This is a genomic window from Streptomyces tuirus (genome assembly GCF_014701095.1).
Classification (GTDB): Bacteria; Actinomycetota; Actinomycetes; order Streptomycetales; family Streptomycetaceae; genus Streptomyces; species Streptomyces tuirus.
In genome coordinates this window covers 3378717-3399074 of record NZ_AP023439.1, presented here as the reverse complement: position 1 = coordinate 3399074, position 20358 = coordinate 3378717, and the positions used below count along the sequence as shown (strand labels likewise).

The window sequence follows — 20358 nt, the reverse complement described above, 5'->3', positions numbered from 1 at the left end:
CCGGATCCGCCGGCCCCCACTCACCCGCATGACCGGCCAAGCTGTGCAGCAGCACGACCGGCTCCCCCGGCCCGCCCTGGTCCCGGCAGACAAGCCGAACCCCGTCGCGCACCACCACACGCGCGGACCACACCAGGACCGTCCCCAGGAATCGTCTCGCCCCGATCATGCCCCGACAGCCACGGGCCGCGCTCAAGGCCGCCCTTCTCGAAGGCGCGGCGCCATGAAACACCGGCCACGTCCGCGGCGACGGTGCCCTGCGACCGCTGCGGGGCGACTGCCACTGTCAGACCCAGGTGGCAGCATCACCCAAGTGAACGTCCTGAGGCATCCTCAACTCGCCTCCGTCGCCAACGAAGAGGAGCATTTCCCTTGCGACTGCATCAGGTAGCGCCCGGCATCGCCGCGGGCATCCTTGCCCCGGCCCTCCTGCTCGCCACCCCGTCCTTCGCCGCCACGGCGGCACCGACCGCGGTGACGGTGCCCCCAGTGTCCTCGTCCGCGGACGAGCCGGACGCCGACGACCTGAGGGTGGCCATAGTCCGGATCCTCGCCGACCCGGACAGCGGCCGGCGTGTGACACGAGAAGCCAACGCCCTCCTGGACGCCAACGACCCCGAGGCGATGCGCGCCTGGCTGGAGACCGGCTACCGCATCGCCCAGGCCGAGGACGACCGCGTCGCCATCACGCGTCTGCTCGCCGACCCCGACAGCGGCCGGCGCGTCATCGCCGAGGTCAACGCCCTCCTGGACGCCAACGACTCCGACGCGATACGCGCCTGGCTGGAGACCGGCTACCGCATCGCCCAGGCCGAGGACGACCGCGTCGCCATCGCCCGCATCCTCGCCGATTCGTCCATCAGCCCGGCCCTGCGCGCGGCAGCCAACGCCGCCCTGGACGACAACACACCCGAAGCACTGCGGCACTTCCTGGAAGTCGGCAGGTACCAGGTCGCCTGACCGGCGGCGCCGTACCACAGGGCGTCGCCCGGGTGGCACCCCTGCCGCACGCCCGGTCGCCGGAACGCCGACAATCCGGGCGGGGCCGCCTGCACCTCTGTGTGCCGGCGGCCCCGCCTGGCAGGTCCTGTGCCGGCTCGGCGCCCTTCGCAGAGCTCTGTGGCCTCGCCGCCCGGTGCGGCACGGGCCACTGACACCTCCGACAGCAGAAAGCGCATTCTTCGATGACCACACAACTCCTACGCGTCGAGCGCAGGCGTCCGCAGACCGCTTCCGTCGTGACCGACCTGCCGTTCAGGCCTCAGCTCGTCAAAGCGGTGTTCAGGGACGTGACCTCGTTGCACGTCTCCCGGTCGGCTGCGTGGGCCGCCGCGTCGGTGACGCGGACCGTGCTGACGGAGATCATCGAGGGCGCGAGAAGCGCGGCGGCCGAGGAGGTCAGGAAGAGGCTGATTCCCAAGGACCTCATCTCGGCGATCGACCGGAACGTCGAGGTGGAGGTGGGATCGGAGTGGTACCTGCACAGCCCGACCTTCCACGGCCTGATGGGCGAGGTGCGCAACGCCGATGGTGCGCTCGTGTCTCTTCGTGAGCGCCGCGGGGCGCGGACACCGAGTGGTGTGGCCGGCGCCCACCGGTTCGAGGCCGGGGTGAGAAGGCTGCTGGGGAGCCGGGGGGTGAGGGCGGTCCCGGCGATGGTCCGCGACCTGGACGGAATCGCGAGCGTGTTCCTGACGGCCCTGGCCCGGGACGCGGCCAAGGTCGTCCGCGAGGGCGGGGTCAAGCGGTTCGGGACGGTCAGTCTGGTGGTGCCGGGCGAGCCGGCCCCGGCCCCGCTGCTCAAGGACCCCCTCCTCGCCCTGTCCACCCGTCGCGGGGACGGGCGGACTGTTGGCGGGGACGACGTCCTGGCCGCCGTCACGATGCAGCTGTTCGGCGATCTCAGACAGCGAGCCATCAAGGAGGCAGCCGAGATGACACGGAACACGTCGGCCAACTGATCGGGCCCGCCCCTGCGCTCTGCCCACTGCGCACGGTTCGCCGGTCGACCATGTTGTCATCAACTCGGGCGGCAAGGTCATCGGCCGCGACGGCAAGCCCATCAGCGGCTCCATCAAGAAGAACGCGCGGGCGGCCCACATTCCCCTGGACGAATGGCTGACGTGGAAGGCGTGGAACAGGCCGTGACAGCACGACATGACATCACGCTCCCCGACATGCGCGCGGAGATCATCGCATCCGTACGTGCTCTGGCGGATCCGGCGTACCAGCAGCGTGTATGGGGCGGCGGTCAGCGCACGTGACCGCGCAGCCGGCGGGCAATCTCGAACTGGGCGTCGTCGACCGGGCGGGCGTCCTCGGTGTCCCACAGGGTGTTCTGGAGGAGGCGGGCCAGGGTCCAGGCGTGGGCTCGGGGGCGGTCCAGGGCGAGGATGGCGGTCATGGCGTCGAAGCGCCAGAGGATGTCGTCGGGGTCGTAGCGGTTGTCGAGGGCCGGCCACAGTTCGAAGCCGGGGTCGCCGGCGAGGGGCTTGGGGTCGATCGCCAACCAGGGGGCGCGGGTGGCGGCCAGGACGTTCTCGTCGTGGAGGTCCCAGTGGAGGAGCCGGTCGCCCGGGTCGTCCACGACCTCGCGTACGGCGGCCGCGCAGTCGGCGACGAGGCGGCGGGCCTCGGGGTCGGGGATGCGGGCGAGGGCCCACGGGGTCCGGTCGAGCATGCCCTGCGCGACGTCGCCGAGGCGGCGCATGCCGGGCGGGGCCGGGACGGACGTGAGGTGGGCCAGGAGCTCGGCGATGGTGACCACGGCCTGATGGGGGTCCGGCAGGTGGGACAGCATGCGGGTCTCGTCGAGGCGCTCCAGCAGCATGGTGCCGGTGGGCTCGTCGAGGTCGAGGAGGCGGACGGCTCCGTCGCCGTTCCAGACGCGCAGCGCGACCGGTTCGCCCTCGCTCTCCTCGTCGAGGATCTGGAGCTTGAGGACCGCCGCGGTGCCGTCGGCGGTCCGGACGACCGGCACGACCAGGGCGGAGACGCCGTGCATCGGGGGGCCGTCGGGCTTCAGGCCCCAGTGGTCGAGGAAGTGGGCCGTCCGCTCGGGCAGCCCGGCGATGAAGGCGCGGCCCGCCTCGCCGTTGAACCTCGCCTGTGATGCCGCCAGTTCCCGGGGGATGTCGATCACTCCCGGCACGGTAGTGGGACGGGCGGGGTGGGGCATGCCATTTTCGCCCGGGCGCCGTCCCCCCTCAGGCCACCGGTTCCGGCACCTTCGTGGTCGTCGGGGTGCCGTGTTCCGGGGCCTTCTTCGTCACCATCAGGCCCGCGACGAGCCCGGCCAGCAGCATGATGCCGGCGGCCCACCAGATGGCGACGGTGTAGCCGTGGACGACGCCCTCCCGCATCACCCGGGTGCGGTCGGACGGGTCGGTGAGGTGCGCGCTGACGTACGTGGCGGTGCTGGTCGTCGCGATGGTGTTGAGCAGGGCCGTGCCGATGGAGCCGCCGACCTGCTGCGAGGTGTTGACCGTCGCGGACGTCACGCCCGAGTCCTGCGGGGCGACGCCCGCGGTGGCGGTGGCGAAGACCGGCATGAACGTCAGGCCCATGCCGAGGCCGAGCAGCAGCAGGGCGGGCAGGATCTCGGAGGCGTACGAGGAGTGCGTCGTGATCCGGGTGAGGAGGATCATGCCGGTCGCGGCGAGGATCATGCCGGGGACCATGAGCATGCGCGGTGGCACGCGCTGGAGGAGCCGGGCGGAGATCTGGGTCGAGCCGACGATGATCGCGGCCGTGAGGGGCAGGAAGGCCAGGCCCGTCTTGACGGGGGAGTAGGCGAGGATGGCCTGGAGGTAGTACGTCATGAACAGGAACAGGCCGAACATGCCGATCACGGCCAGGGCCATGGTCAGGAAGCAGCCGGCGCGGTTGCGGTCGCGGATGATGTGCAGCGGCAGCAGGGGGCTGGGCGCCCGGGACTGCCACCAGACGAACACCGCGAGCAGGACGATGCCGGCGGCGAACAGCGACAGCACCATCGGGTCGCTCCAGCCCCGGGACTCGGCCTCGCTGAAGCCGTAGACGATCGCGACGAGGCCGCCGCAGCCCAGCAGGACGCCGGGGACGTCGAGGCGGGCGCCGGTGCGGACGGGGCGGTCGTGCAGCAGGGCGAGGGCGCCGAGCACGGCGACGATCGCGATGGGCACGTTGACGTAGAGGCACCACCGCCAGTCCAGGTACTCGGTGAGCAGCCCGCCGACCATGAAGCCGATCGCGGCGCCGCTGCCGGCCAGGGCGCCGTAGATGCCGAAGGCCTTGCCGCGCTCCTTGGGGTCGGTGAACGTCGTGGTCAGCAGGGACAGCGCGGAAGGGGCCAGGACCGCGGCGAAGGCGCCCTGGAGCGCGCGGGCGCCGAAGAGCATGCCCGCGTTGGTGGCGGCGCCGCCGAGCGCGGAGGCGGCGGCGAAGCCGATCAGCCCGATCACGAAGGTCCGCTTGCGGCCCACCAGGTCGGCGATCCGGCCGCCCAGCAGGAGCAGCCCGCCGAAGGCGAGGGTGTAGGCGGTGATCACCCACTGCCGGTTGCCGTCGGACATGCCGAGGTCGCGCTGGGCGGAGGGGAGGGCGATGTTCACGATGGTCGCGTCGAGGACGACCATGAGCTGGGCCAGGGCGATGACGACCAGGCCCCACCAGCGGCGCGGGTCGGTGTCCACGGGAGGGCCCTGTTCGCCTGTCCGGGTGACACTCATCTGGTCAGAAGACCATGGATCCGGGCGGCCTGCATCCGCGGATTCGTCGCCGCTGGTGGGGCGTCGGGTCATGGCTCCAGGACCACCTTTCCGACCGTGCCGCGGGTCTCCAGCGCGCGGTGCGCGGCCGCGGCCTCGGCGAGCGGGAAGCGCTGCACGGCCGGGGTGAGCCGGCCGGCGGCGGCCTCGGCGAGGGCGCGCAGTTCGAGGGTGCGGACGGGGTCGGGCCCGCCGGCCCTGCCCAGCATCACCGGGCCGAGGACCTGCTCGGAGACGCCGTCGACGAGGTAGGGCTCGCCGTCCATGATGCCCTCACCGGACCAGCCGAACACGATGTGCTTGCCGCCGGGACCGAGGAGGCCGACGGCCTCGCGGGCGATGTCGCCGCCGACGCCGTCGAAGACGACGGTCGCCCTGCGGCCGCCGAGATGCGCACGCACCTTCGCGGGCCAGGCGGGGCCCTTGTAGTCGACGGCGAGATCGGCGCCGCCGGCCTGCACACGCGCGGTCTTCTCCGGCCCGCCCGCGAGGCCCACGACGGTCGCGCCGGCGTTCTTGGCGTACTGCACGAGGAGGGTGCCGATGCCTCCGGCCGCGGCCGGGACGATCACCACCGAGTCGGGGCCGAGCTCGGCGAACTGGAGGATGCCCATCGCCGTACGGCCCGTGCCGATCATGGCGACGGCCTCGGCGAAGTCCAGGTTGCCGGGGATCTCGTGCAGGCGCTCGACCTCGGTGACGGCCAGTTCGGCGTATCCGCCGGGGACGAAGCCGAGGTGGGCGACGACCCGCTTGCCGAGCCACAGGCCGGCGACGCCCTCGCCCAGCGACTCGACGACTCCGGCGACCTCCCGGCCGGGGATGGTGGGCAGCGGCGTCGGCTCGGCCGCCGGGCCGCCCCGCATGCCCTCGCGCAGGGCGGCGTCCAGGAGGTGAACACCCGCGGCCCGTACGGCGATCCGGACCTGGCCGGGGCCCGGCCGGGGGTCCTCGACCCGCTCGTGGGTGAGGTTCTCGGGCGGGCCGAAGGCGTGCAGCCGGATGGCGTGCATGGCGACTCCTCTGGTCGGGTGGTCGGTGTCCTCTGATCGGGCGTTGGATGCGACCAGCCTTCAACCTCAAGCTTGCTTGAGGTCAACCTCGCGCCGGCCGAGGGCCAGTGAGACCGCCGTCAGGGCGCTGTTGAAGGACACCTCCGACAGCACACCGGGGGCCGCGACCTGGTCCCCGGCGAGGTAGACCCCGTCGCCCCGGTCCACGGCCGGCCGGTCGCGCCAGCTGGTGCCGGGCCGGTCGACCGCGCCCGTACGGCCGCTCGCCACCGACTCGCGCCGCCAGGTGACCCGCTCGCGCCAGCCCGGGAAGCCCAGGTCGAGAAGGTGCTCGGCACGTGCGGTGCCGTCGGCCTTGGACTCGTGCGGGGCGAGGGGGATCTGGCCCTGGATCAGCTGCTCGCCGGCCGGGGCGAGGCTGCGGTCCTGGGCGGTGAAGCGCTCCAGCCAGCCGGGTGCGTCCAGGTCGGAGACCGCGAAGGCGTCCCCGCGCCGGGTGCGCACGGCCAGGTCGACGAGGGCGGTACGGCCGCTCGGCCAGGTCAGGGAGTCGTCGCCGAGCAGGCGGCGGGCGGCGTCGAGGGAGGTGGCGACGACGACGGGCGTGTCGGTGGGGAGCGTGTCGACGCGGGACAGCGTCTCCATCCGGACGCCCAGGTTCCAGGCGCGGGCGGCCATCCGGTCGATGACGCTCGCCCAGCCGCCGCGCGGGTAGTGCGCCTCGGGCGGCAGCTTGGTGGCGCGGCGCAGCCGCTCCTGGACGAACGCGGCCGACAGCGACCCGGGGTCGTGGTGGAACAGGGCGACCGCCGAGTAGTGGGCGGCGGCCCGGGCCCCCTCCTCGCCCGCGATGTCCGTCGCCCAGGTCAGGAAGTCGGCGTCCACGGGGGCCTGACGGGCCGTGCGGCGCAGCAGCTTCAGCATCGGGAAGGGCGGGGTGCGGCGCAGCACGCCCTGGTGCCGCAGCCGGAGCCGGGCGGCCTCCAGGGGCGGGAGCGGGGCGAGCGGGCCGATGAGGTCGCGCTGCTTGAGCCAGGCCCAGTGCGGGCCGCCGTTGTAGAGGGCGTGCGGGCCCTCGTTGGTGCGGTACGGGCCGTCGGCGGTGCGCGCCCGGCCGCCGAGGGTGTGGTGGGCCTCGTGGACGGTGACCTTGGCGCCCGCCTCGGCGGCGGTGATGGCCGCGGTCAGTCCGGCGAGGCCGCCGCCGATGACGGTGATGCGGTGCATGGCTGGGGATCTCCCTCGGGTCGGGTTCGCCTTCTGTGAGTACGACCGAACCGGGCCCCGGAATGTGACATCAGCGGTGTCCGCGCAGGTCAGGGACGGTTGTCAGAGGCGGGGTGCAGCATGGGGGCATGGCGAGGAGAGCGGCGGGCGGTACGGGTGTGAAGGGCGCGCGGCGACCGGAGGTGCGGCTGCCGCAGCTGGAGCCGTACGAGGGCGGTGGTCTGGAGCCGGACGGGGACTACGACGGGCTGGACTTCCGGGAGGCCGACCTCGCCGGGCAGGACGGGTCGGGCGCCCGTTTCATGGACTGCGCCCTGACGGGCTGTGCGCTGGACGAGACCCGGCTGCGGCACGCCCGCGTCCTGGACTCCGCCCTCACCGGTGTCCGGGGCGTCGGCACCGACCTCTCCGAGGCGACCCTGCGCGACGTGGAGCTGACCGATGCCCGGCTCGGCGGGCCGCAGTTGCACGGGGCGGTGCTGGAGCGGGTGCTGATCCGCGGCGGCAAGATCGACTATCTGAACCTGCGCACGGCCCGGCTCAGGGACGTCGTCTTCGAGGGCTGCGTCCTCGTCGAGCCGGATTTCGGCGGCGCCCGCCTGGAGCGGGTGGAGTTCGTCGACTGCGCCCTGAAGGGCGCCGACCTGCACGCGGCGACCCTCACGGACGTCGACCTGCGCGGCGCCGCGTCCCTGGAGATCACCCGTGGGCTGGACCGGCTGTCGGGGGCGGTGATCAGCACGTCGCAACTACTGGACCTGGCACCGGTGCTGGCCGCGCAGTGGGGGATCCGGGTGGAGGGCTGACGCGCCGACCGGCACGGGGGGCCGCCACAGCGCCCACCACACGAGAGAGCCCGCGTAGCCGGATGGATCACCTTCCGGCGGGCGCGGGGCAGGGTCGCCGGTACGGGTCAGGAGACCCGGGGAAAGCGGGCCTGGAGGGTCCAGATCGCCGGGTTCTCCGCGAGGTCGTCGTGGAGGTCGGTGAGGTCCGCGATCAGGTCGTGCAGGAAGTCCCGTGACTCGCGGCGCAGTTCGGCGTGGGAGACGGTGAGCGCGGGCTCCTCCGCGCGCATCCAGTCCGCCTCGATGTCCACCCACCCGAAGCGGCGCTCGAAGAGCATCCGGTCCGTCGACTCGGTGAAGTCCAGCTCCGCCCGCTGCGGCCGGGACGCCCGCGAGCCCGCCGGGTCCCGGTCGATGCGCTCCACGATGTCGCACAGCGCCCACGCGAAGTCGAGCACCGGCACCCATCCCCAGGCTGTGGACACCTCGTGGTCCGTCTTGGTGTCCGCCAGATAGACGTCCCCGCAGAACAGGTCGTGCCGCAGCGCCCGGACGTCCGCGCGGCGGTAGTCCGTCTGCGGCGGGTCGGGGAAGCGGTTGGAGAGGGCGTAGCCGATGTCGAGCACGAAGGTGATGGTGTCACGCGATCGTAGGATCACGAGCGTGGCCCGATCTGTACGTCTTGTCCCCACGCTGCCCGCAGCCTCCCTGCTCGCCTGCGCGCTCGTCCTCAGCGCGTGCGGCGGCGGAGTGCACGGCACCCCGGGCGGCTCCGGCGTCCGCGACCCGTACTTCCCGAAGGCCGGCAACGGCGGCTACGACGTCACCCACTACGGCCTGCGCCTGGCCTACGACCCCGGAGCCCGCCACCTCACCGGCACGGCCGTCCTCACCGCCCGCGCGGAGAAGGACCTCTCCGCGTTCAACCTCGACCTGCTCGGCATGGAGGTCGAGAAGGTCACCGTCGGCGGCGAGATCGCACGCTGGAACCGCGCCGGGCAGGAGCTCACGGTCCGGCCGCACGGTGACATCGGCCGGGACGCGACGTTCCGCGTGACCGTCCGCTACTCCGGAACGCCCGAGACCGTCACCGACCCGGACGGCTCCCAGGAGGGCTGGCTGCGCACCGCGGACGGGGTGCTCGCGCTCGGCGAGCCGACGGGGTCGATGGCGTGGTTCCCCGGCAACCACCACCCCTCCGACAAGGCGGCCTACGACCTCGCGGTGACCGTGCCCGAGGGACTGCACGCCGTCTCCAACGGGGAGTTGCGCAGCGAGCGCACCGCGCGGGGGAGCACGACGTTCGTGTGGCACAGCGGGGAGCCGATGGCGAGCTACCTCGCCACCCTCGCGATCGGCCGCTTCGACATCAGCCGCTCCAGGGCCGGGGACCTGCCCCTGTACACGGCTGTCGACCCGGCCGAGGCGGCGGCGAGCCGGCCCGTGCTCGGCCGGATCCCGGAGGTGCTGCGGTGGTCGGAGCGGAGGTTCGGGCCGTACCCCTTCTCCTCCGCCGGCGCGATCGTCGACAGCGCGGCCTCCGTCGGCTACGCCCTGGAGACGCAGACCCGCCCGGTCTTCCCCGGCGCCCCCGACATGACGCTGCTCGTCCATGAGCTCGCCCACCAGTGGTACGGCGATTCCGTCACGCCCGAGAGCTGGCGGGACATGTGGCTCAACGAGGGGTTCGCGACCTACGCGGAGTGGCTGTGGGAGGAGGACCACGGCGGGGCCGGCGCGCAGAAGACCTTCGACGAGGTGTACTCCGGCGCGTCCTTCGACACGGAGGAGGCCGCGGAGGAGATCTGGGAGTTCCCGCCGGCGGACCCGCCGGGCGCCGGGCAGATCTCCGACCCGCCTGTGTACGTCCGGGGGGCGATGGTGCTGCAGAAGGTGCGGCAGGCCGTCGGGGACGACCGGTTCTTCTCGATCCTGCGGGGGTGGGCGGCCACGTACCGGCACGGCAACGCCGACACCGCCGACTTCACGGCCTACGTGGAGAAGCAGGCGCCCGGGACGGACCTGGAGGCGGTCTGGGACGAGTGGCTGTACGGGGAGGGGAAGCCGGAGCAGCCGTGAGGTCTCAGGGCCCGGTCAGTTCCTTGCGCAGGGCCGCGCAGGGGCGTCCCGGCTGCTTGTCCTCGCGGTGGTCGACGAGGGGGCTTCGATGCGCCGCAGGGGCTCGGGTGCTTTGTCCGGTGCGGGTGGGGTGTGGCTTGTCGCGCAGTTCCCCGCGCCCCTTAGGGCCAAGTCCCCGGGCGGCGCAGTTCCCCGCGCCTCCTGAGGGCGAAGCCCCCCGGGCCGGACGACCGGCCCGGGGGGCTTCCCGCGAAACGCTGAGGCGCGTCCGTCAGACGTTGACGCCGAAGTCCTGGGCGATGCCGACCAGGCCCGAGGCGTAGCCCTGGCCCACCGCGCGGAACTTCCACTCGGCGCCGTTGCGGTAGAGCTCGCCGAAGACCATGGCCGTCTCCGTCGCCGCGTCCTCCGACAGGTCGTAGCGGGCGATCTCCGTGCCGCCGGCCTGGTTGACGATGCGGATGTAGGCGTTGCGGACCTGGCCGAAGTTCTGCGAGCGGTTCTCCGCGTCGTAGATCGAGACCGGGAAGACGATCTTGTCGATGTCGGCCGGGAGCGCGGCGAGGTTGACGTTGATCGCCTCGTCGTCGCCGGCGCCCTCGCCCGTGCGGTTGTCGCCGGTGTGGACGATCGTGTTGTCCGGCGTCTGCTTGTTGTTGAAGAAGACGAAGTGCGCGTCCGAGTAGACCTTGCCCTGCGTGTTGACCGCGATCGCGGAGGCGTCGAGGTCGAAGTCCGTGCCGGTGGTGGTGCGGACGTCCCAGCCGAGGCCCACGGTGACGTCGGTCAGGCCCGGAGCCTCCTTGGTGAGCGAGACGTTGCCACCCTTGGACAGGCTTACAGCCATTGTTGGGAGTCCCTTCCCTCGTTTACGTACGGCAAAGAAGCTACAGCTACCCCCATGAACGTGGAGAGGGGTACGCGAGGTTCCAGCTCCTTTACTTTCTTTACTCGCGATTATTCGGGTGACGTGGACGGCGCAGAAGCGGGAACATGGACGGCATGTCCGGTTCCCACGTCATCCGCGGCTCCGTCTCCCTGCCCGAGGCCGAGCTCATGTGGCGTTTCTCGCGGTCATCGGGGCCGGGCGGGCAGCATGTCAACACCAGCGACTCGAAGGTCGAGCTGAGCTTCGACCTGGCGAAGACCGAGGCACTGCCCGAGGTGTGGAAGCAGCGGGCCCTGGAGCGGCTGGCCGGGCGTCTGGTCGACGGGGTCGTCACCGTCCGCTCCTCCGAGCACCGCTCCCAGTGGCGCAACCGCGAGGCCGCCGCCGTACGCCTCACCGCGCTGCTGGCCGAGGCCACCGCACCCCCGCCCAAGCCCCGCAAGCCGACCCGGATCCCCCGGGGCATCAACGAGCGCCGGCTGCGACAGAAGAAGCAGCGCTCGGAGACGAAGCAGGGGCGCTCCGCGCGGAACTGGGCCTAGTCCAGCTCCAGCACTCCTACCGTCTGGCCGCCGCTGTTCTCCCCGTCCGGGCGGAAGCCGAGCCCCAGGTAGAAGCCCTCCGGGCCGTCCGCGCCCGGGTGCCACGTGACGTAGAACTTCTCGGTGCCGCGCCGGCGCAGCTGCTCGGCCACCGACTCGACGGCGAACCGGCCGTACCCCTTGCCCTGCTCACCGGCCGCGATGTTCAGCCGCCACAGGCCCGAACGGAACTCGCTGCCGTCCCCGTACCAGTCGATGCCGAGGCAGGCCATCAGGAAGCCGACCGGCCGGTCGCCGTCGACGATCAGGCGCGGCCAGGCGATGCCGGGATGGACGTAGGCCTCGGCGAGCGACTTCACGACCGGGGCGACCGCGTGTTCCTGATCGGGGCGGACGCGGATGCCGAGGGCGGCGTCGAGATTCGCGGGGGTGATCTCTTCGAGGCACGGGCCGGTCGCGGTCATGCGCGCACCCTAGGCAGCCGGTCCGTGGACGGGCCAACGATTTCCTCAGCCCAACTGCCGGTACCTGCCGCGGAAGTACGTCAGGGGGCCGCCCTCCGCGCTGGGGACGGAGGCGGTCAGGACGCGGCCGATGACCAGCGTGTGGTCGCCGGCCGGCACCCGCTGCTCGGTGCGGCACTCCAGGACGGCCAGGGCGCCGCCGACCAGCGGGGAGCCGGTGTACTCGCCGCGCGTGTACGGGATGTCCGCGAACAGCAGCCGGTCGCTGACGCGGCCCTTCATCGCGAAACGGCCCGCGATGTGCCGCTGGCTCTCGGAGAGGACCGAGACCCCCCACAGGTCCTGCTCCTCCAGCAGCTCGTCCATGCGGGAGCCCTCGCGCAGGCTCACCAGCACCAGGGGAGGGTCCAGGGACACCGACATGAAGGCCGTGGCCGTCATGCCCACGTCCTCGCCGCCCGGCGCCGTGGCGTCGTCCGGGTCGAGCGGCGGCTCCTGCGCGGTCACCAGGACCACGCCCGAGGCCAGCCGGGACATGGCGGCGCGGAACTCGTCGTTGCTCACCCCCTCAGCATGCCCGGAGGCGGGCGACGGAATGATCGGGGACGTGGCAGCGGGAGTGTTCGGCACAGCAGAGACGCTAATCTGCCTCCCGCGCGCCCCGCATCGGACTCCCGCCCGATCACGGTCCTAGGACTCAGGACGGACATCGCGACGGACACCCCAGGACACCCGACGGACATCGCGGCGGACGCCCCACGGACATCCGCGGTCTCCCCGCGGTCACCAGGGAAAATACATGCGCGCACCCCGACAAACTTTGCGTTCGGTAGAGCACGTGAAGAACGCAGAAACTCCACTCAATTGTTCAGGTTTGCCTGTGACTTGAGTCACAAGGGGCAGGAATTGTTGACCCTGTGTACCGAGTGGGCAGCGCGCTGTGATTCAGTGGCGGGGAAGCTGCCAGGAGGATACGCCGACGAGACCCTTGAATCGCTGCGAGTACTCGGGGGGAGGGCGAGCATGGAGACCGAGTCGGAACCCTACGTCCGTCTTGCGTCCCTGCGACAACTGCACCAGGTCATGGCCGACATGAACACGGCCCGGAGCCTGGCGGACACACTGCAGACCGTCGCGGAGGGCGTCGTCGCGGCCCTCGGGTACGAGCTGGCGTGCGTGAACCTCGTACGGCCGGACGGCGACCTCGTCGTCGCCGCCTTCGCCGGGAACCCCGCGGCCGAGGCCCTCATCACGGGCCGGGTCGGCTCGCGCGAGTCCTGGGAACGCCGCCTCGCCATGGGCGAGCAGTGGGGCGACCTGGTGTTCATACCGCACACCGAGGGCTGGGTCCTCGACGACGACGACGTCCCGCAGTGGTACACCGACGGCCCCGCCCCCCGCTTCGAGGACGAGTGGCACCCCTCCGACCGCCTCTTCGCGCCCATGTACGCGCCCGGCCCCCAGGGCAGCGCGGCGTGCGGCGAACTGATCGGCGTGCTCTCCGTGGACCGGCCGCGCAACGGCCGCCGGCCCGGGGCATGGGGCCGCGAGGCGCTCCAGATGTACGCCTTCCAGGCCGCCATCGCGATCAGCAACGCCCGGCTGCGCGCCAACATGCAGCGCGCCCTCGTCCGGCTGGAGCGCGAGCAGCAGGCGCTGCGGGCCAGTGAGGAAAGCTTCAGGCAGGCCTTCGAGTACGCGCCGTCCGGCATGGCCATCGCCGAGATGGGCGGCGACCAGCACGGCCGGATCCTGCGCACGAACGACGCGCTGTGCCGGCTGCTGGGCCGCCCGGCCTCCGCGATGCGCCGCTACTCCTTCTCCGACCTGGTCCACCCCGAGGACATAGGCACCCTGCTGCGCACCTCGGCGGAGGGCGGCCGCGCGGAGCTCCGCCTGGGCCGCCGCGACGGCACGTACGTGTGGGTGTCGCTGCGCAACAGCGTCGTCGCGGACGCCGCGGACGGGCCGCGCTTCCTGCTCACCCACGTCGAGGACATCGAGGAGCGCAAGCGCCGCGAGCTCCAGCTCGCCCACCGTGCCTCGCACGACTCGCTCACCGGCCTGCCGAACTCCGCCGAGCTGCGATCCCGCCTGTCCGCCCGGCTCTGTCAACGCGCGTCATCCCCGAGCTCCGCCGTGGAATCCGTCGACGCGGCCTACGGCCATCCCGCCTTCGACGTGGTCGGGCCCGGCTTCGACTTCCGGCAGGGCGCCGAGCCGTACGACGCCTACGACCACCATGTGCACACCGTCGCCCCGGAGGGGACCCACGACGACGGCACCAAGGGTCTCGCGGTGCTCTTCTGCGACCTCGACGGCTTCAAGTCGATCAACGACCGGTTCGGGCACAACGCGGGTGACGCGGTTCTCATCGAGGTCGCCCGGCGGCTGAGCGGCGGCGTCCGCGACGGTGACACGGTCGCCCGGCTCGGGGGTGACGAATTCGTCATTCTGGCCGACGGGCTCGGCCGGGCGGACGCGCAGGACCTCGCGGTCCGGCTCCGCAGCGAGATCATCCAGCCCATCCGTGCCGAGGGGCGGGCCGTGCGGGTGGGCGCCAGCTTCGGCATCGGATGGGCACACTGTGGAATGACGGCGGACGAAGTGTTGAAATCCGCTGACGAGCGGATGTACGTCGAGAAACGATCTCGTCCCAAACAACACAGACGCGCCGGGTGAAGCCCAGCTCAGTGAGTTGATGCGGTCTGAGTCACCCGTTTGGGTCTCTGGGAGCGGGTAGGCTCGCTTACTCACCCGTGTACCGCATGCACCGCACCTGACTGAGGAGACCAAGGGATGACGCCCGGCAACAACGGCGCGAGCACGCCCGAGGACGACGACCCGTTCGGCTATCTCTACGCCGACGGGCAGGCCAACGGAGCCCAGCCGCCGTCCGGGGGCTACGGCTACCCGAACTCGGTCAACCGGGTGCGAGCGGTCGGCACGCGCCAGTACGGCCAGCCGCCGCAGCACGCACAGACCGCGCCGTACGGCCAGGTCCCGCAGCAGGCCACCTACAGCCAGCCGAACGCGCACTACGCCGCGCCGGAGACGCTGCCCGGCGGTGCCACCACCGCCCAGCAGATGCCGGTCGGCGGCGGTGGCGGCCGGGGTGGCCGCGGCCCGAACCACAAGGGTCTGCTGATCGGCGCGATCGCGGTGGTGGCCGCGGTCGTCATCGGCATCGGCGTGGCCATGCTGGGCGGCGACAAGGAAAAGAGCGACGCGGGCAACGAGACGGGGACCACCCCGACCCAGTCCCAGGAGTCCAAGCCGAGCCCCTCGGCGACCAAGGCCGGCGCGGCCCCGAAGGACCTCCCGGAGGCCGACGCGAAGGCCCTGCGGCTCAGCCCCGGCCTGACGACGGCGTCGGACTTCAAGGGCGCGAAGGCCGACGGCGGGGTCTATGTGACGGGCTTCAACCAGGTCGGTGCCAAGGTGACCTGGACGGTGGACGGTATCGAGAAGGCCGGCAGCTACCGCCTCTACGTGCGCTACGGCATCCCGGGCGTGGACGCCAACGCCACGCTGGTGGTCAACGGTGACACCCAGGACCGGCCCGTCAACATGAAGAACTTCGGCGGTCTGCCCAAGGGCGACTGGGAAAAGGGCTGGCAGGAGACGTGGTCCAACGTCAACCTGACCAAGGGCACCAACACGATCGAGATCGCCTGCAACGAGGGCAACCAGTGTGACGCGGTTCTCGACCAGCTCTGGCTGAAGAAGTGACGGCTCGGCTCAAGCCGCGCTGACCTCCCCCGAAACCGTCACCCCCGTCAGCAACTCCTCGTACAGCCCCCGGTCGAACTCCCCGGCCACCGGTGCCCGCACCGTCGCTGCCGCGAGAGCCGTCGCGCGGGTGAGGCAGGCCGGCCAGGGGAGGTGTTCCACCCAGGCCGAGAGCAGGCCCGCTACCGCTGAGTCGCCCGCGCCTGTGGGGTTGCCTCGTACCGAGGCCGGTGGGGTGGCTCGCCAGCGGCCTTCTCGGGTGAGGGCCAGAAGGCCCTCCGGGCCGAGGGAGGCGACCACCGCGCCCGCGCCCCGGCGGCGGGCGTCCTGGGTCGCGCGGAGCGGGTCGTGGGAGCCCGTGAGTTCCGCCAGTTCCTCGGCGTTCGGCTTGATGATGTCGGGGCGGGCCGCGACGCCCCGGCGCAGGGGTTCGCCGCTGGTGTCCAGGAGGACCGGGACCGAGAAGGAGCGGGCCGTGCGGACCAGGCCCGCGTACGCGCCCACCGGGACGCCCGGCGGCAGGCTGCCGCACAGGGCCACCGCCGACGCCCCGGGGAGCAGGTCCTCGTAGGCCTCCTGGAACGACGACCATTCGGACGCCGTGATCGTCGGGCCCGGTTCGTTCAGCTGCGTCGTGTCGCCGGTGCGCTCGTCGGCCACGGCGACCGTGCGGCGGGTCGCGCCCGACACCGGGACCAGCGCGTCCACCACCCCCGGCACCGCCGCGAGCTTCTCCTGCACGACCCGGCCCGTCGCCCCGCCCGTGAACCCCGTCACCGTCACCTCGCGCCCGAGGGCCGCGAGCACCCGGGCCACGTTGACGCCCTTGCCGCCGGGGCGTTCCGTCACCTCGGAGACGCGGTGGGAGGCGTGCGGCCTGAGGGACCGTACGCGGTAGGTGATGTCGAGAGCGGTGTTCAGCGTGACCGTGAGGATCACCGGGCCGACCTCCCCAGGCGCGCTTGTTGCCGTGAACGTTCCCTGATCATGCCAAAGAGACGGCGGTCGGCCCAGTCCTGGAGTCGGCCACCGTCTCCCGACTGCGGGACGGATCAGCCCAGTCGGGGAGGGACCACCCATTCGCCACGGCGCATGACGCCCTTCAGTTCGTACGCGGAGTCCACGAGCAGCAGGTCGGCGTACTTCCCGGGCTCCAGTGAGCCGATCGTGTCGGCCATGCCGAGCAGCCGGGCGGGGGTCGCCGAGAGTGCCCGCACCGCGTCCTCCACGGAGAGGCCGTCGACCGTGACCGCCCGCTTGAACGCACGGTCCTGGGTGAGGGTCGAGCCGGCGATCGTGCCGTCCTCCACCAGCCGGGCCACGCCGTCCGCGACCTCCACCTCCAGCGGGCCCAGCCAGTAGCGCCCGTCGCCGAAACCGGCGGCGTCCATCGCGTCCGTGATGAACGCGACCCGGTCGGCGCCCGCGTGATGGAACGCCAGTCGCAGCGCCGCGGGGTGGAGGTGTGTGCCGTCGTTGATCAGCTCGACCGTGATCCGGTCGTCCTCCAGCAGCGCGGTGATCGGGCCGGGGGAGCGGTGGCCGAGCGGCGGCATCGCGTTGAAGAGGTGCGTGGCGACCGTGGCGCCCGCTTCGATGGCCTGCACCGTCTGCTCGTACGTGGCGTCCGTGTGGCCGATCGCCGCGATCACGCCGTGGTCGGCGAGGAGACGTACCGATTCGAGGCCGCCGGGCAGTTCGGTGGCCAGGGTGAGCATCTTCGCCCGCCCCCGGGCCGCGTCGATCAGCTTGCGGACGTCCGCGGGGTGGGGGTCGCGCAGGAGGGCCTCGGAGTGGGCGCCCTTGCGGCAGGGGGAGATGAACGGGCCCTCGAAGTGGACGCCGGCGATCTCGCCCTGCTCGGCGAGTTCGCTCAGCAGGCCGGCGCGCCGCGTGAGGGAGTCCAGGTCGCCGGTGACGGTGGAGGCGACCAGGGTGGTCGTGCCGTGCAGCCGGTGGGTGTGGATGCCCTTGAGGATGTCGTCGACCGAGCCGGAGGTGAAGGAGGCTCCGCCGCCGCCGTGGTTGTGCAGGTCGACGAAGCCGGGGATGACGAAGTGGGCGGGGGCGTGGATGACCTGGGCGTTTTTTGGTGTCGACCCGGTGATGCGGGGCCCCTCGATGGTCAGCCGGCCGTTTTCGACGGGTCCTGTGGGGAGGACCACTGTCGCGCCGGTGAGGACCGTGGGGTGTCCGGCCGTTGCGGGGTGCGGGTGCGTGGGGGCTTGTCGCGCAGTTCCCCGCGCCCCTGAGGCGTTGGTCATCAGGGGGTTACCTCCATGCGGTCGGTGTGGTCGAGGAGATCCCAGGCCAGGAGCCCAGCACCGAGACATCCGGCCGTGTCACCCAGCGCCGCCGGGACGAGTGCCGGCTGTTTCTGGAAGGTGATGCGGCTGCGGATCGCTTCCCTCAGCGGCGTGAAGAGGGTCTCTCCCGCCTCCGCCAGCCCGCCGCCGATGATCAGGACGCGGGGATCCAGCAGGGTCAGGGCCGTGACCAGGCCGTCGGCCAGGGCGGCCACGGCCTCCTGCCAGACCGCCTCGGCCTTCGGGTCGCCGGCGTCCACCGCCTTGGCGCAGTCGGCGGCGTCGGCGCCCGGGTCGCCCGAGGCCGCGGCCCAGGCCTCGCTCACGGCTGCCGCCGAGGCGAAGCGCTCCAGACAGCCGTGCTGCCCGCAGGGGCAGGGGGCCCCGCCGGGGCGTACGACGATGTGGCCGATCTCGCCCGCGAAGCCGTGCGCGCCCGCCTCGACCCGGCCGTCGACGCCGATGGCGCCCGCGATGCCGGTGCCCAGGGCCACGAACAGGAACCGGTCCGCGCCCCGGCCCGCGCCGACCCGCCCCTCGGCGAGGCCGCCGGTGCGCACGTCGTGGCCGAGGGCGACCGGGACGCCGAGCCGCTGCGTCAGCAGGTCGCGCAGCGGGACGTCGCGCCAGCCGAGGTTGGCGGCGTAGACGGCGAGGCCGTGCGCCTCGTCGACGATGCCGGGCACGGCCACACCGGCGGCGGACGCGGGCGTGCCGAAACGCTCGGCGCCGTACGCGCGCAGCTCGGCGGCGAAGTCCAGGATGCCCGCGATCACGGCGTCCGGTCCCTGGGCGCGTCCGGTGGCCCGGCGGGCCCGGTGCAGCACCTCGCCCCCCGGCCCAACCAGCGCGGCCTTCATTCCGGTGCCGCCCACGTCGAGGGCGATGACATGTTTCACGGAGAACAGTGTGACCCGGGGACCCGCAAGAGGTCTAGTCCATTCACGTGGTGTAGACCTTGTTCCGGATATCGAAATGTTTCGGCGGCGGTGACGCCGGGGTTGGGGAAGAGCAGCGGTGCAGCGTCGGCGGATGGCAGGAACGATCGCGGTGGTGTCCGCACTGGGCATGACGGCGGTCCTCGGCGGCTGCGGCGTCACCGGCGGATCGGCCGACGTGACCCTGAAGCTGGTCGCCGCCGACTACGGCGACAGCGCGGCCAACAGCTCGAAGAAGTACTGGGACAAGCTCGTCGAGGAGTACGAGGCCGACCACCCCGACGTCGAGATCGACGTCAGCGTCCACTCCTGGAACGACGTCGACCGCAAGGTCAGGGAGATGGTCGCCGCCGGTGACCCGCCGGACATGGCGCAGATCGGCGCGTACGCCGACTACGCCGCCCAGGACCAGCTCTACAAGGCCGACGACCTGCTCTCCATACGCACACAGGCCGACTTCGTGGGGCAGCTGGCCTCCGCGGGCCAGGTGAGGGGCGTGCAGTACGGGCTGCCCTTCGCCGCCTCCACCCGCGTGCTCTTCTACAACAAGACCCTCTTCGCCAAGGCCGGCATCACCCCGCCCGGGTCCTGGAACGACCTGGCCGCGGACGCCGAGGCGCTCAAGGCCGAGGGCGTGAAGTACCCGTACGCGCTGCCCCTCGGCCCCGAGGAGGCACAGGCCGAGACCATGCAGTGGATGCTCAGCGGCGGGGGCGGCTACACCGACGGCGTCGACAGCTACGGCATCGACTCCCCGGAGAACATCGACACCTTCTCCTGGCTGAAGCAGGACCTGGTCGGCAAGGACCTGACCGGGCCGGTCGCGCCCGGGGAGCTGAACCGGGCCGCGGCGTTCGCCGCCTTCGCCAAGGGCCAGGTCGGCATGCTCAACGGCCACCCCTCGCTGATGAAGATCGCCGCCAAGAAGGGCGTCAAGTACGGGATGGTGCCCACGCCGGGCAAGGAGGGCCCGAGCAGGTCCACGCTCGGCGTCACCGACTGGATGACGGCGTTCCGCAAGAACGGCCACCGTGACCAGGTGGGCGATTTCCTCGACTTCGTCTACAGCGAGAAGAACGTGCTGGCCTTCTCCCGCGAGTACGACCTGCTGCCGGTCACCTCCTCCGCGTCCGGCACGATGGCCGCCTCCGACGAGGACCGGCACCTCAGGCCGTTCCTGGAGGAGCTGCTGGCCTCCGAGCTCTACCCGGTCGGCAAGACGTCCTGGGCCGACGTCGCCTCCCAGGTCAAGCAGCAGATCGGCAAGGCCGTCGCGCCCGGCGGCAGCCCCACGGGCGTCCTTGGGCACCTTCAGGCGGGGGCGGCTCGGGCGGAGAGTGCGGAGTAGCTTCGCTGCTGTCGGTGGGGGGCGTTACGGTGCCGTTCATGGATGAGGACGCGGGTGAGCAGGGGCTCGGGCGTCGGGAGCGGGACATTCTCGCGCTCGAGCGCCGGGGGTTCTCCGGGCCCGGTGCGAAGGAGCGGGCGATACGGGAGGAGCTGGGGCTCGCCCCTGTGCGCTACTACCAGCTTCTCAATGCGCTGCTGGATGATGCGCGGGCGTTGGAGCATGATCCGGTGACGGTGAATCGGTTGCGGCGGGTTCGGGAGCGGCGTCGGTCCGAGCGGTGA

General features: G+C 72.1%; 20 protein-coding genes. 9 read left to right on the top strand and 11 right to left on the bottom strand.

The window, feature by feature from the left end; genetic code table 11:
- The first annotated feature begins 372 nt into the window (after positions 1-372).
- Together IGS69_RS15480 and IGS69_RS15475 are read left to right on the top strand one after the other, a co-directional pair.
- Positions 373-960 carry an ALF repeat-containing protein gene (locus tag IGS69_RS15480; RefSeq protein WP_190900240.1) on the top strand — a complete coding sequence of 196 codons (588 nt, stop codon included), beginning with the start codon at positions 373-375 and terminating at the stop codon, positions 958-960.
- A gap of 224 nt (positions 961-1184) precedes the next feature.
- A complete protein-coding gene (locus tag IGS69_RS15475; RefSeq protein WP_190900238.1) occupies positions 1185-1961 on the top strand; it encodes a hypothetical protein in 777 nt (258 codons plus the stop codon).
- Positions 1962-2251: 290 nt separating this feature from the next.
- Here the strand turns inward: IGS69_RS15475 and IGS69_RS15465 are convergent, their stop codons facing one another.
- The 4 genes from IGS69_RS15465 to IGS69_RS15450 form a co-directional block, all read right to left on the bottom strand.
- Positions 2252-3178 carry an aminoglycoside phosphotransferase family protein gene (locus IGS69_RS15465; RefSeq protein ID WP_190900234.1) on the bottom strand — a complete coding sequence of 309 codons (927 nt, stop codon included), beginning with the start codon at positions 3176-3178 and terminating at the stop codon, positions 2252-2254.
- A 28-nt stretch (positions 3179-3206) separates the two neighbouring features.
- Complete coding sequence (locus IGS69_RS15460; RefSeq protein WP_190900232.1) at positions 3207-4709, bottom strand: MFS transporter; 1503 nt, start codon at positions 4707-4709, stop codon at positions 3207-3209.
- A 68-nt stretch (positions 4710-4777) separates the two neighbouring features.
- The gene (locus IGS69_RS15455) at positions 4778-5761 is read right to left on the bottom strand and encodes a zinc-binding dehydrogenase (protein ID WP_190900230.1); all 984 of its coding nucleotides are present in this window, start codon (positions 5759-5761) and stop codon (positions 4778-4780) included.
- A 66-nt stretch (positions 5762-5827) separates the two neighbouring features.
- Positions 5828-6988, bottom strand: coding sequence for an NAD(P)-binding protein (locus IGS69_RS15450; RefSeq protein ID WP_190900228.1), 1161 nt, complete (start codon positions 6986-6988; stop codon positions 5828-5830).
- A gap of 128 nt (positions 6989-7116) precedes the next feature.
- On the opposite strand from IGS69_RS15450, the gene IGS69_RS15445 reads away from it, so the two are divergent.
- Positions 7117-7794 carry a pentapeptide repeat-containing protein gene (locus IGS69_RS15445; protein ID WP_190900226.1) on the top strand — a complete coding sequence of 226 codons (678 nt, stop codon included), beginning with the start codon at positions 7117-7119 and terminating at the stop codon, positions 7792-7794.
- A gap of 107 nt (positions 7795-7901) precedes the next feature.
- Here IGS69_RS15445 and IGS69_RS15440 read toward each other — a convergent pair whose 3' ends face one another.
- Complete coding sequence (locus IGS69_RS15440; RefSeq protein WP_190900224.1) at positions 7902-8402, bottom strand: hypothetical protein; 501 nt, start codon at positions 8400-8402, stop codon at positions 7902-7904.
- 37 nt (positions 8403-8439) lie between these two features.
- Between IGS69_RS15440 and IGS69_RS15435 the strand changes: the two genes are divergently transcribed.
- A complete protein-coding gene (locus IGS69_RS15435) occupies positions 8440-9855 on the top strand; it encodes a M1 family metallopeptidase (protein ID WP_232543528.1) in 1416 nt (471 codons plus the stop codon).
- Between the two features lie 271 nt (positions 9856-10126).
- On the opposite strand, the gene IGS69_RS15430 is transcribed toward IGS69_RS15435, so the two are convergent.
- On the bottom strand, positions 10127-10702 hold the full coding sequence (locus tag IGS69_RS15430; protein ID WP_190900222.1) for a TerD family protein: 576 nt from the start codon (positions 10700-10702) through the stop codon (positions 10127-10129).
- A 146-nt stretch (positions 10703-10848) separates the two neighbouring features.
- Between IGS69_RS15430 and arfB the strand changes: the two genes are divergently transcribed.
- Positions 10849-11286, top strand: a complete 438-nt coding sequence (arfB, locus tag IGS69_RS15425) for an alternative ribosome rescue aminoacyl-tRNA hydrolase ArfB (protein ID WP_190900220.1) — start codon at positions 10849-10851, stop codon at positions 11284-11286.
- On the opposite strand, the gene IGS69_RS15420 is transcribed toward arfB, so the two are convergent.
- Positions 11283-11750 carry a GNAT family N-acetyltransferase gene (locus IGS69_RS15420; RefSeq protein ID WP_190900218.1) on the bottom strand — a complete coding sequence of 156 codons (468 nt, stop codon included), beginning with the start codon at positions 11748-11750 and terminating at the stop codon, positions 11283-11285. The genes arfB and IGS69_RS15420 overlap by 4 nt on opposite strands.
- Positions 11751-11795: 45 nt before the next feature.
- Positions 11796-12380, bottom strand: coding sequence for a flavin reductase family protein (locus IGS69_RS15415; RefSeq protein ID WP_190900216.1), 585 nt, complete (start codon positions 12378-12380; stop codon positions 11796-11798).
- Positions 12381-12773: 393 nt separating this feature from the next.
- Between IGS69_RS15415 and cdgB the strand changes: the two genes are divergently transcribed.
- Complete coding sequence (cdgB, locus tag IGS69_RS15410) at positions 12774-14432, top strand: diguanylate cyclase CdgB (protein WP_190900214.1); 1659 nt, start codon at positions 12774-12776, stop codon at positions 14430-14432.
- Positions 14433-14549: 117 nt separating this feature from the next.
- Complete coding sequence (locus IGS69_RS15405; RefSeq protein ID WP_190900203.1) at positions 14550-15482, top strand: CBM35 domain-containing protein; 933 nt, start codon at positions 14550-14552, stop codon at positions 15480-15482.
- 9 nt (positions 15483-15491) lie between these two features.
- Here IGS69_RS15405 and IGS69_RS15400 read toward each other — a convergent pair whose 3' ends face one another.
- The 3 genes from IGS69_RS15400 to IGS69_RS15390 all read right to left on the bottom strand — a co-directional run bounded on the left by IGS69_RS15400 (position 15492) and on the right by IGS69_RS15390 (position 18687).
- Positions 15492-16421 (bottom strand): 1-phosphofructokinase family hexose kinase, encoded by a 930-nt coding sequence (locus tag IGS69_RS15400; RefSeq protein WP_190900202.1) that lies wholly within the window; start codon positions 16419-16421, stop codon positions 15492-15494.
- Between the two features lie 113 nt (positions 16422-16534).
- Positions 16535-17746 (bottom strand): N-acetylglucosamine-6-phosphate deacetylase, encoded by a 1212-nt coding sequence (gene nagA / locus IGS69_RS15395; RefSeq protein ID WP_190900201.1) that lies wholly within the window; start codon positions 17744-17746, stop codon positions 16535-16537.
- Positions 17746-18687, bottom strand: a complete 942-nt coding sequence (locus IGS69_RS15390; RefSeq protein ID WP_190900200.1) for an ROK family protein — start codon at positions 18685-18687, stop codon at positions 17746-17748. Before IGS69_RS15390 ends, nagA begins: the two co-directional genes overlap by 1 nt.
- Before the next feature lie 133 nt (positions 18688-18820).
- Between IGS69_RS15390 and IGS69_RS15385 the strand changes: the two genes are divergently transcribed.
- Positions 18821-20074, top strand: coding sequence for an extracellular solute-binding protein (locus IGS69_RS15385; protein ID WP_190900199.1), 1254 nt, complete (start codon positions 18821-18823; stop codon positions 20072-20074).
- A 38-nt stretch (positions 20075-20112) separates the two neighbouring features.
- Positions 20113-20358, top strand: coding sequence for a DUF3263 domain-containing protein (locus IGS69_RS15380; protein ID WP_190900198.1), 246 nt, complete (start codon positions 20113-20115; stop codon positions 20356-20358).

Excerpts from the sequence above, each read along its gene's own strand:
- IGS69_RS15475 (WP_190900238.1), top strand. The coding sequence starts at position 1,185 with ATGACCACACAACTCCTACGCGTCGAGCGCAGGCGTCCGCAGACCGCT.
- IGS69_RS15465 (WP_190900234.1), bottom strand. The coding sequence starts at position 3,178 with ATGCCCCACCCCGCCCGTCCCACTACCGTGCCGGGAGTGATCGACATC.
- IGS69_RS15460 (WP_190900232.1), bottom strand. The coding sequence starts at position 4,709 with ATGAGTGTCACCCGGACAGGCGAACAGGGCCCTCCCGTGGACACCGAC.
- IGS69_RS15455 (WP_190900230.1), bottom strand. The coding sequence starts at position 5,761 with ATGCACGCCATCCGGCTGCACGCCTTCGGCCCGCCCGAGAACCTCACC.
- IGS69_RS15450 (WP_190900228.1), bottom strand. The coding sequence starts at position 6,988 with ATGCACCGCATCACCGTCATCGGCGGCGGCCTCGCCGGACTGACCGCG.
- IGS69_RS15445 (WP_190900226.1), top strand. The coding sequence starts at position 7,117 with ATGGCGAGGAGAGCGGCGGGCGGTACGGGTGTGAAGGGCGCGCGGCGA.
- IGS69_RS15430 (WP_190900222.1), bottom strand. The coding sequence starts at position 10,702 with ATGGCTGTAAGCCTGTCCAAGGGTGGCAACGTCTCGCTCACCAAGGAG.
- arfB (WP_190900220.1), top strand. The coding sequence starts at position 10,849 with ATGGACGGCATGTCCGGTTCCCACGTCATCCGCGGCTCCGTCTCCCTG.
- IGS69_RS15420 (WP_190900218.1), bottom strand. The coding sequence starts at position 11,750 with ATGACCGCGACCGGCCCGTGCCTCGAAGAGATCACCCCCGCGAATCTC.
- cdgB (WP_190900214.1), top strand. The coding sequence starts at position 12,774 with ATGGAGACCGAGTCGGAACCCTACGTCCGTCTTGCGTCCCTGCGACAA.
- IGS69_RS15405 (WP_190900203.1), top strand. The coding sequence starts at position 14,550 with ATGACGCCCGGCAACAACGGCGCGAGCACGCCCGAGGACGACGACCCG.
- nagA (WP_190900201.1), bottom strand. The coding sequence starts at position 17,746 with ATGACCAACGCCTCAGGGGCGCGGGGAACTGCGCGACAAGCCCCCACG.
- IGS69_RS15385 (WP_190900199.1), top strand. The coding sequence starts at position 18,821 with ATGGCAGGAACGATCGCGGTGGTGTCCGCACTGGGCATGACGGCGGTC.
- IGS69_RS15380 (WP_190900198.1), top strand. The coding sequence starts at position 20,113 with ATGGATGAGGACGCGGGTGAGCAGGGGCTCGGGCGTCGGGAGCGGGAC.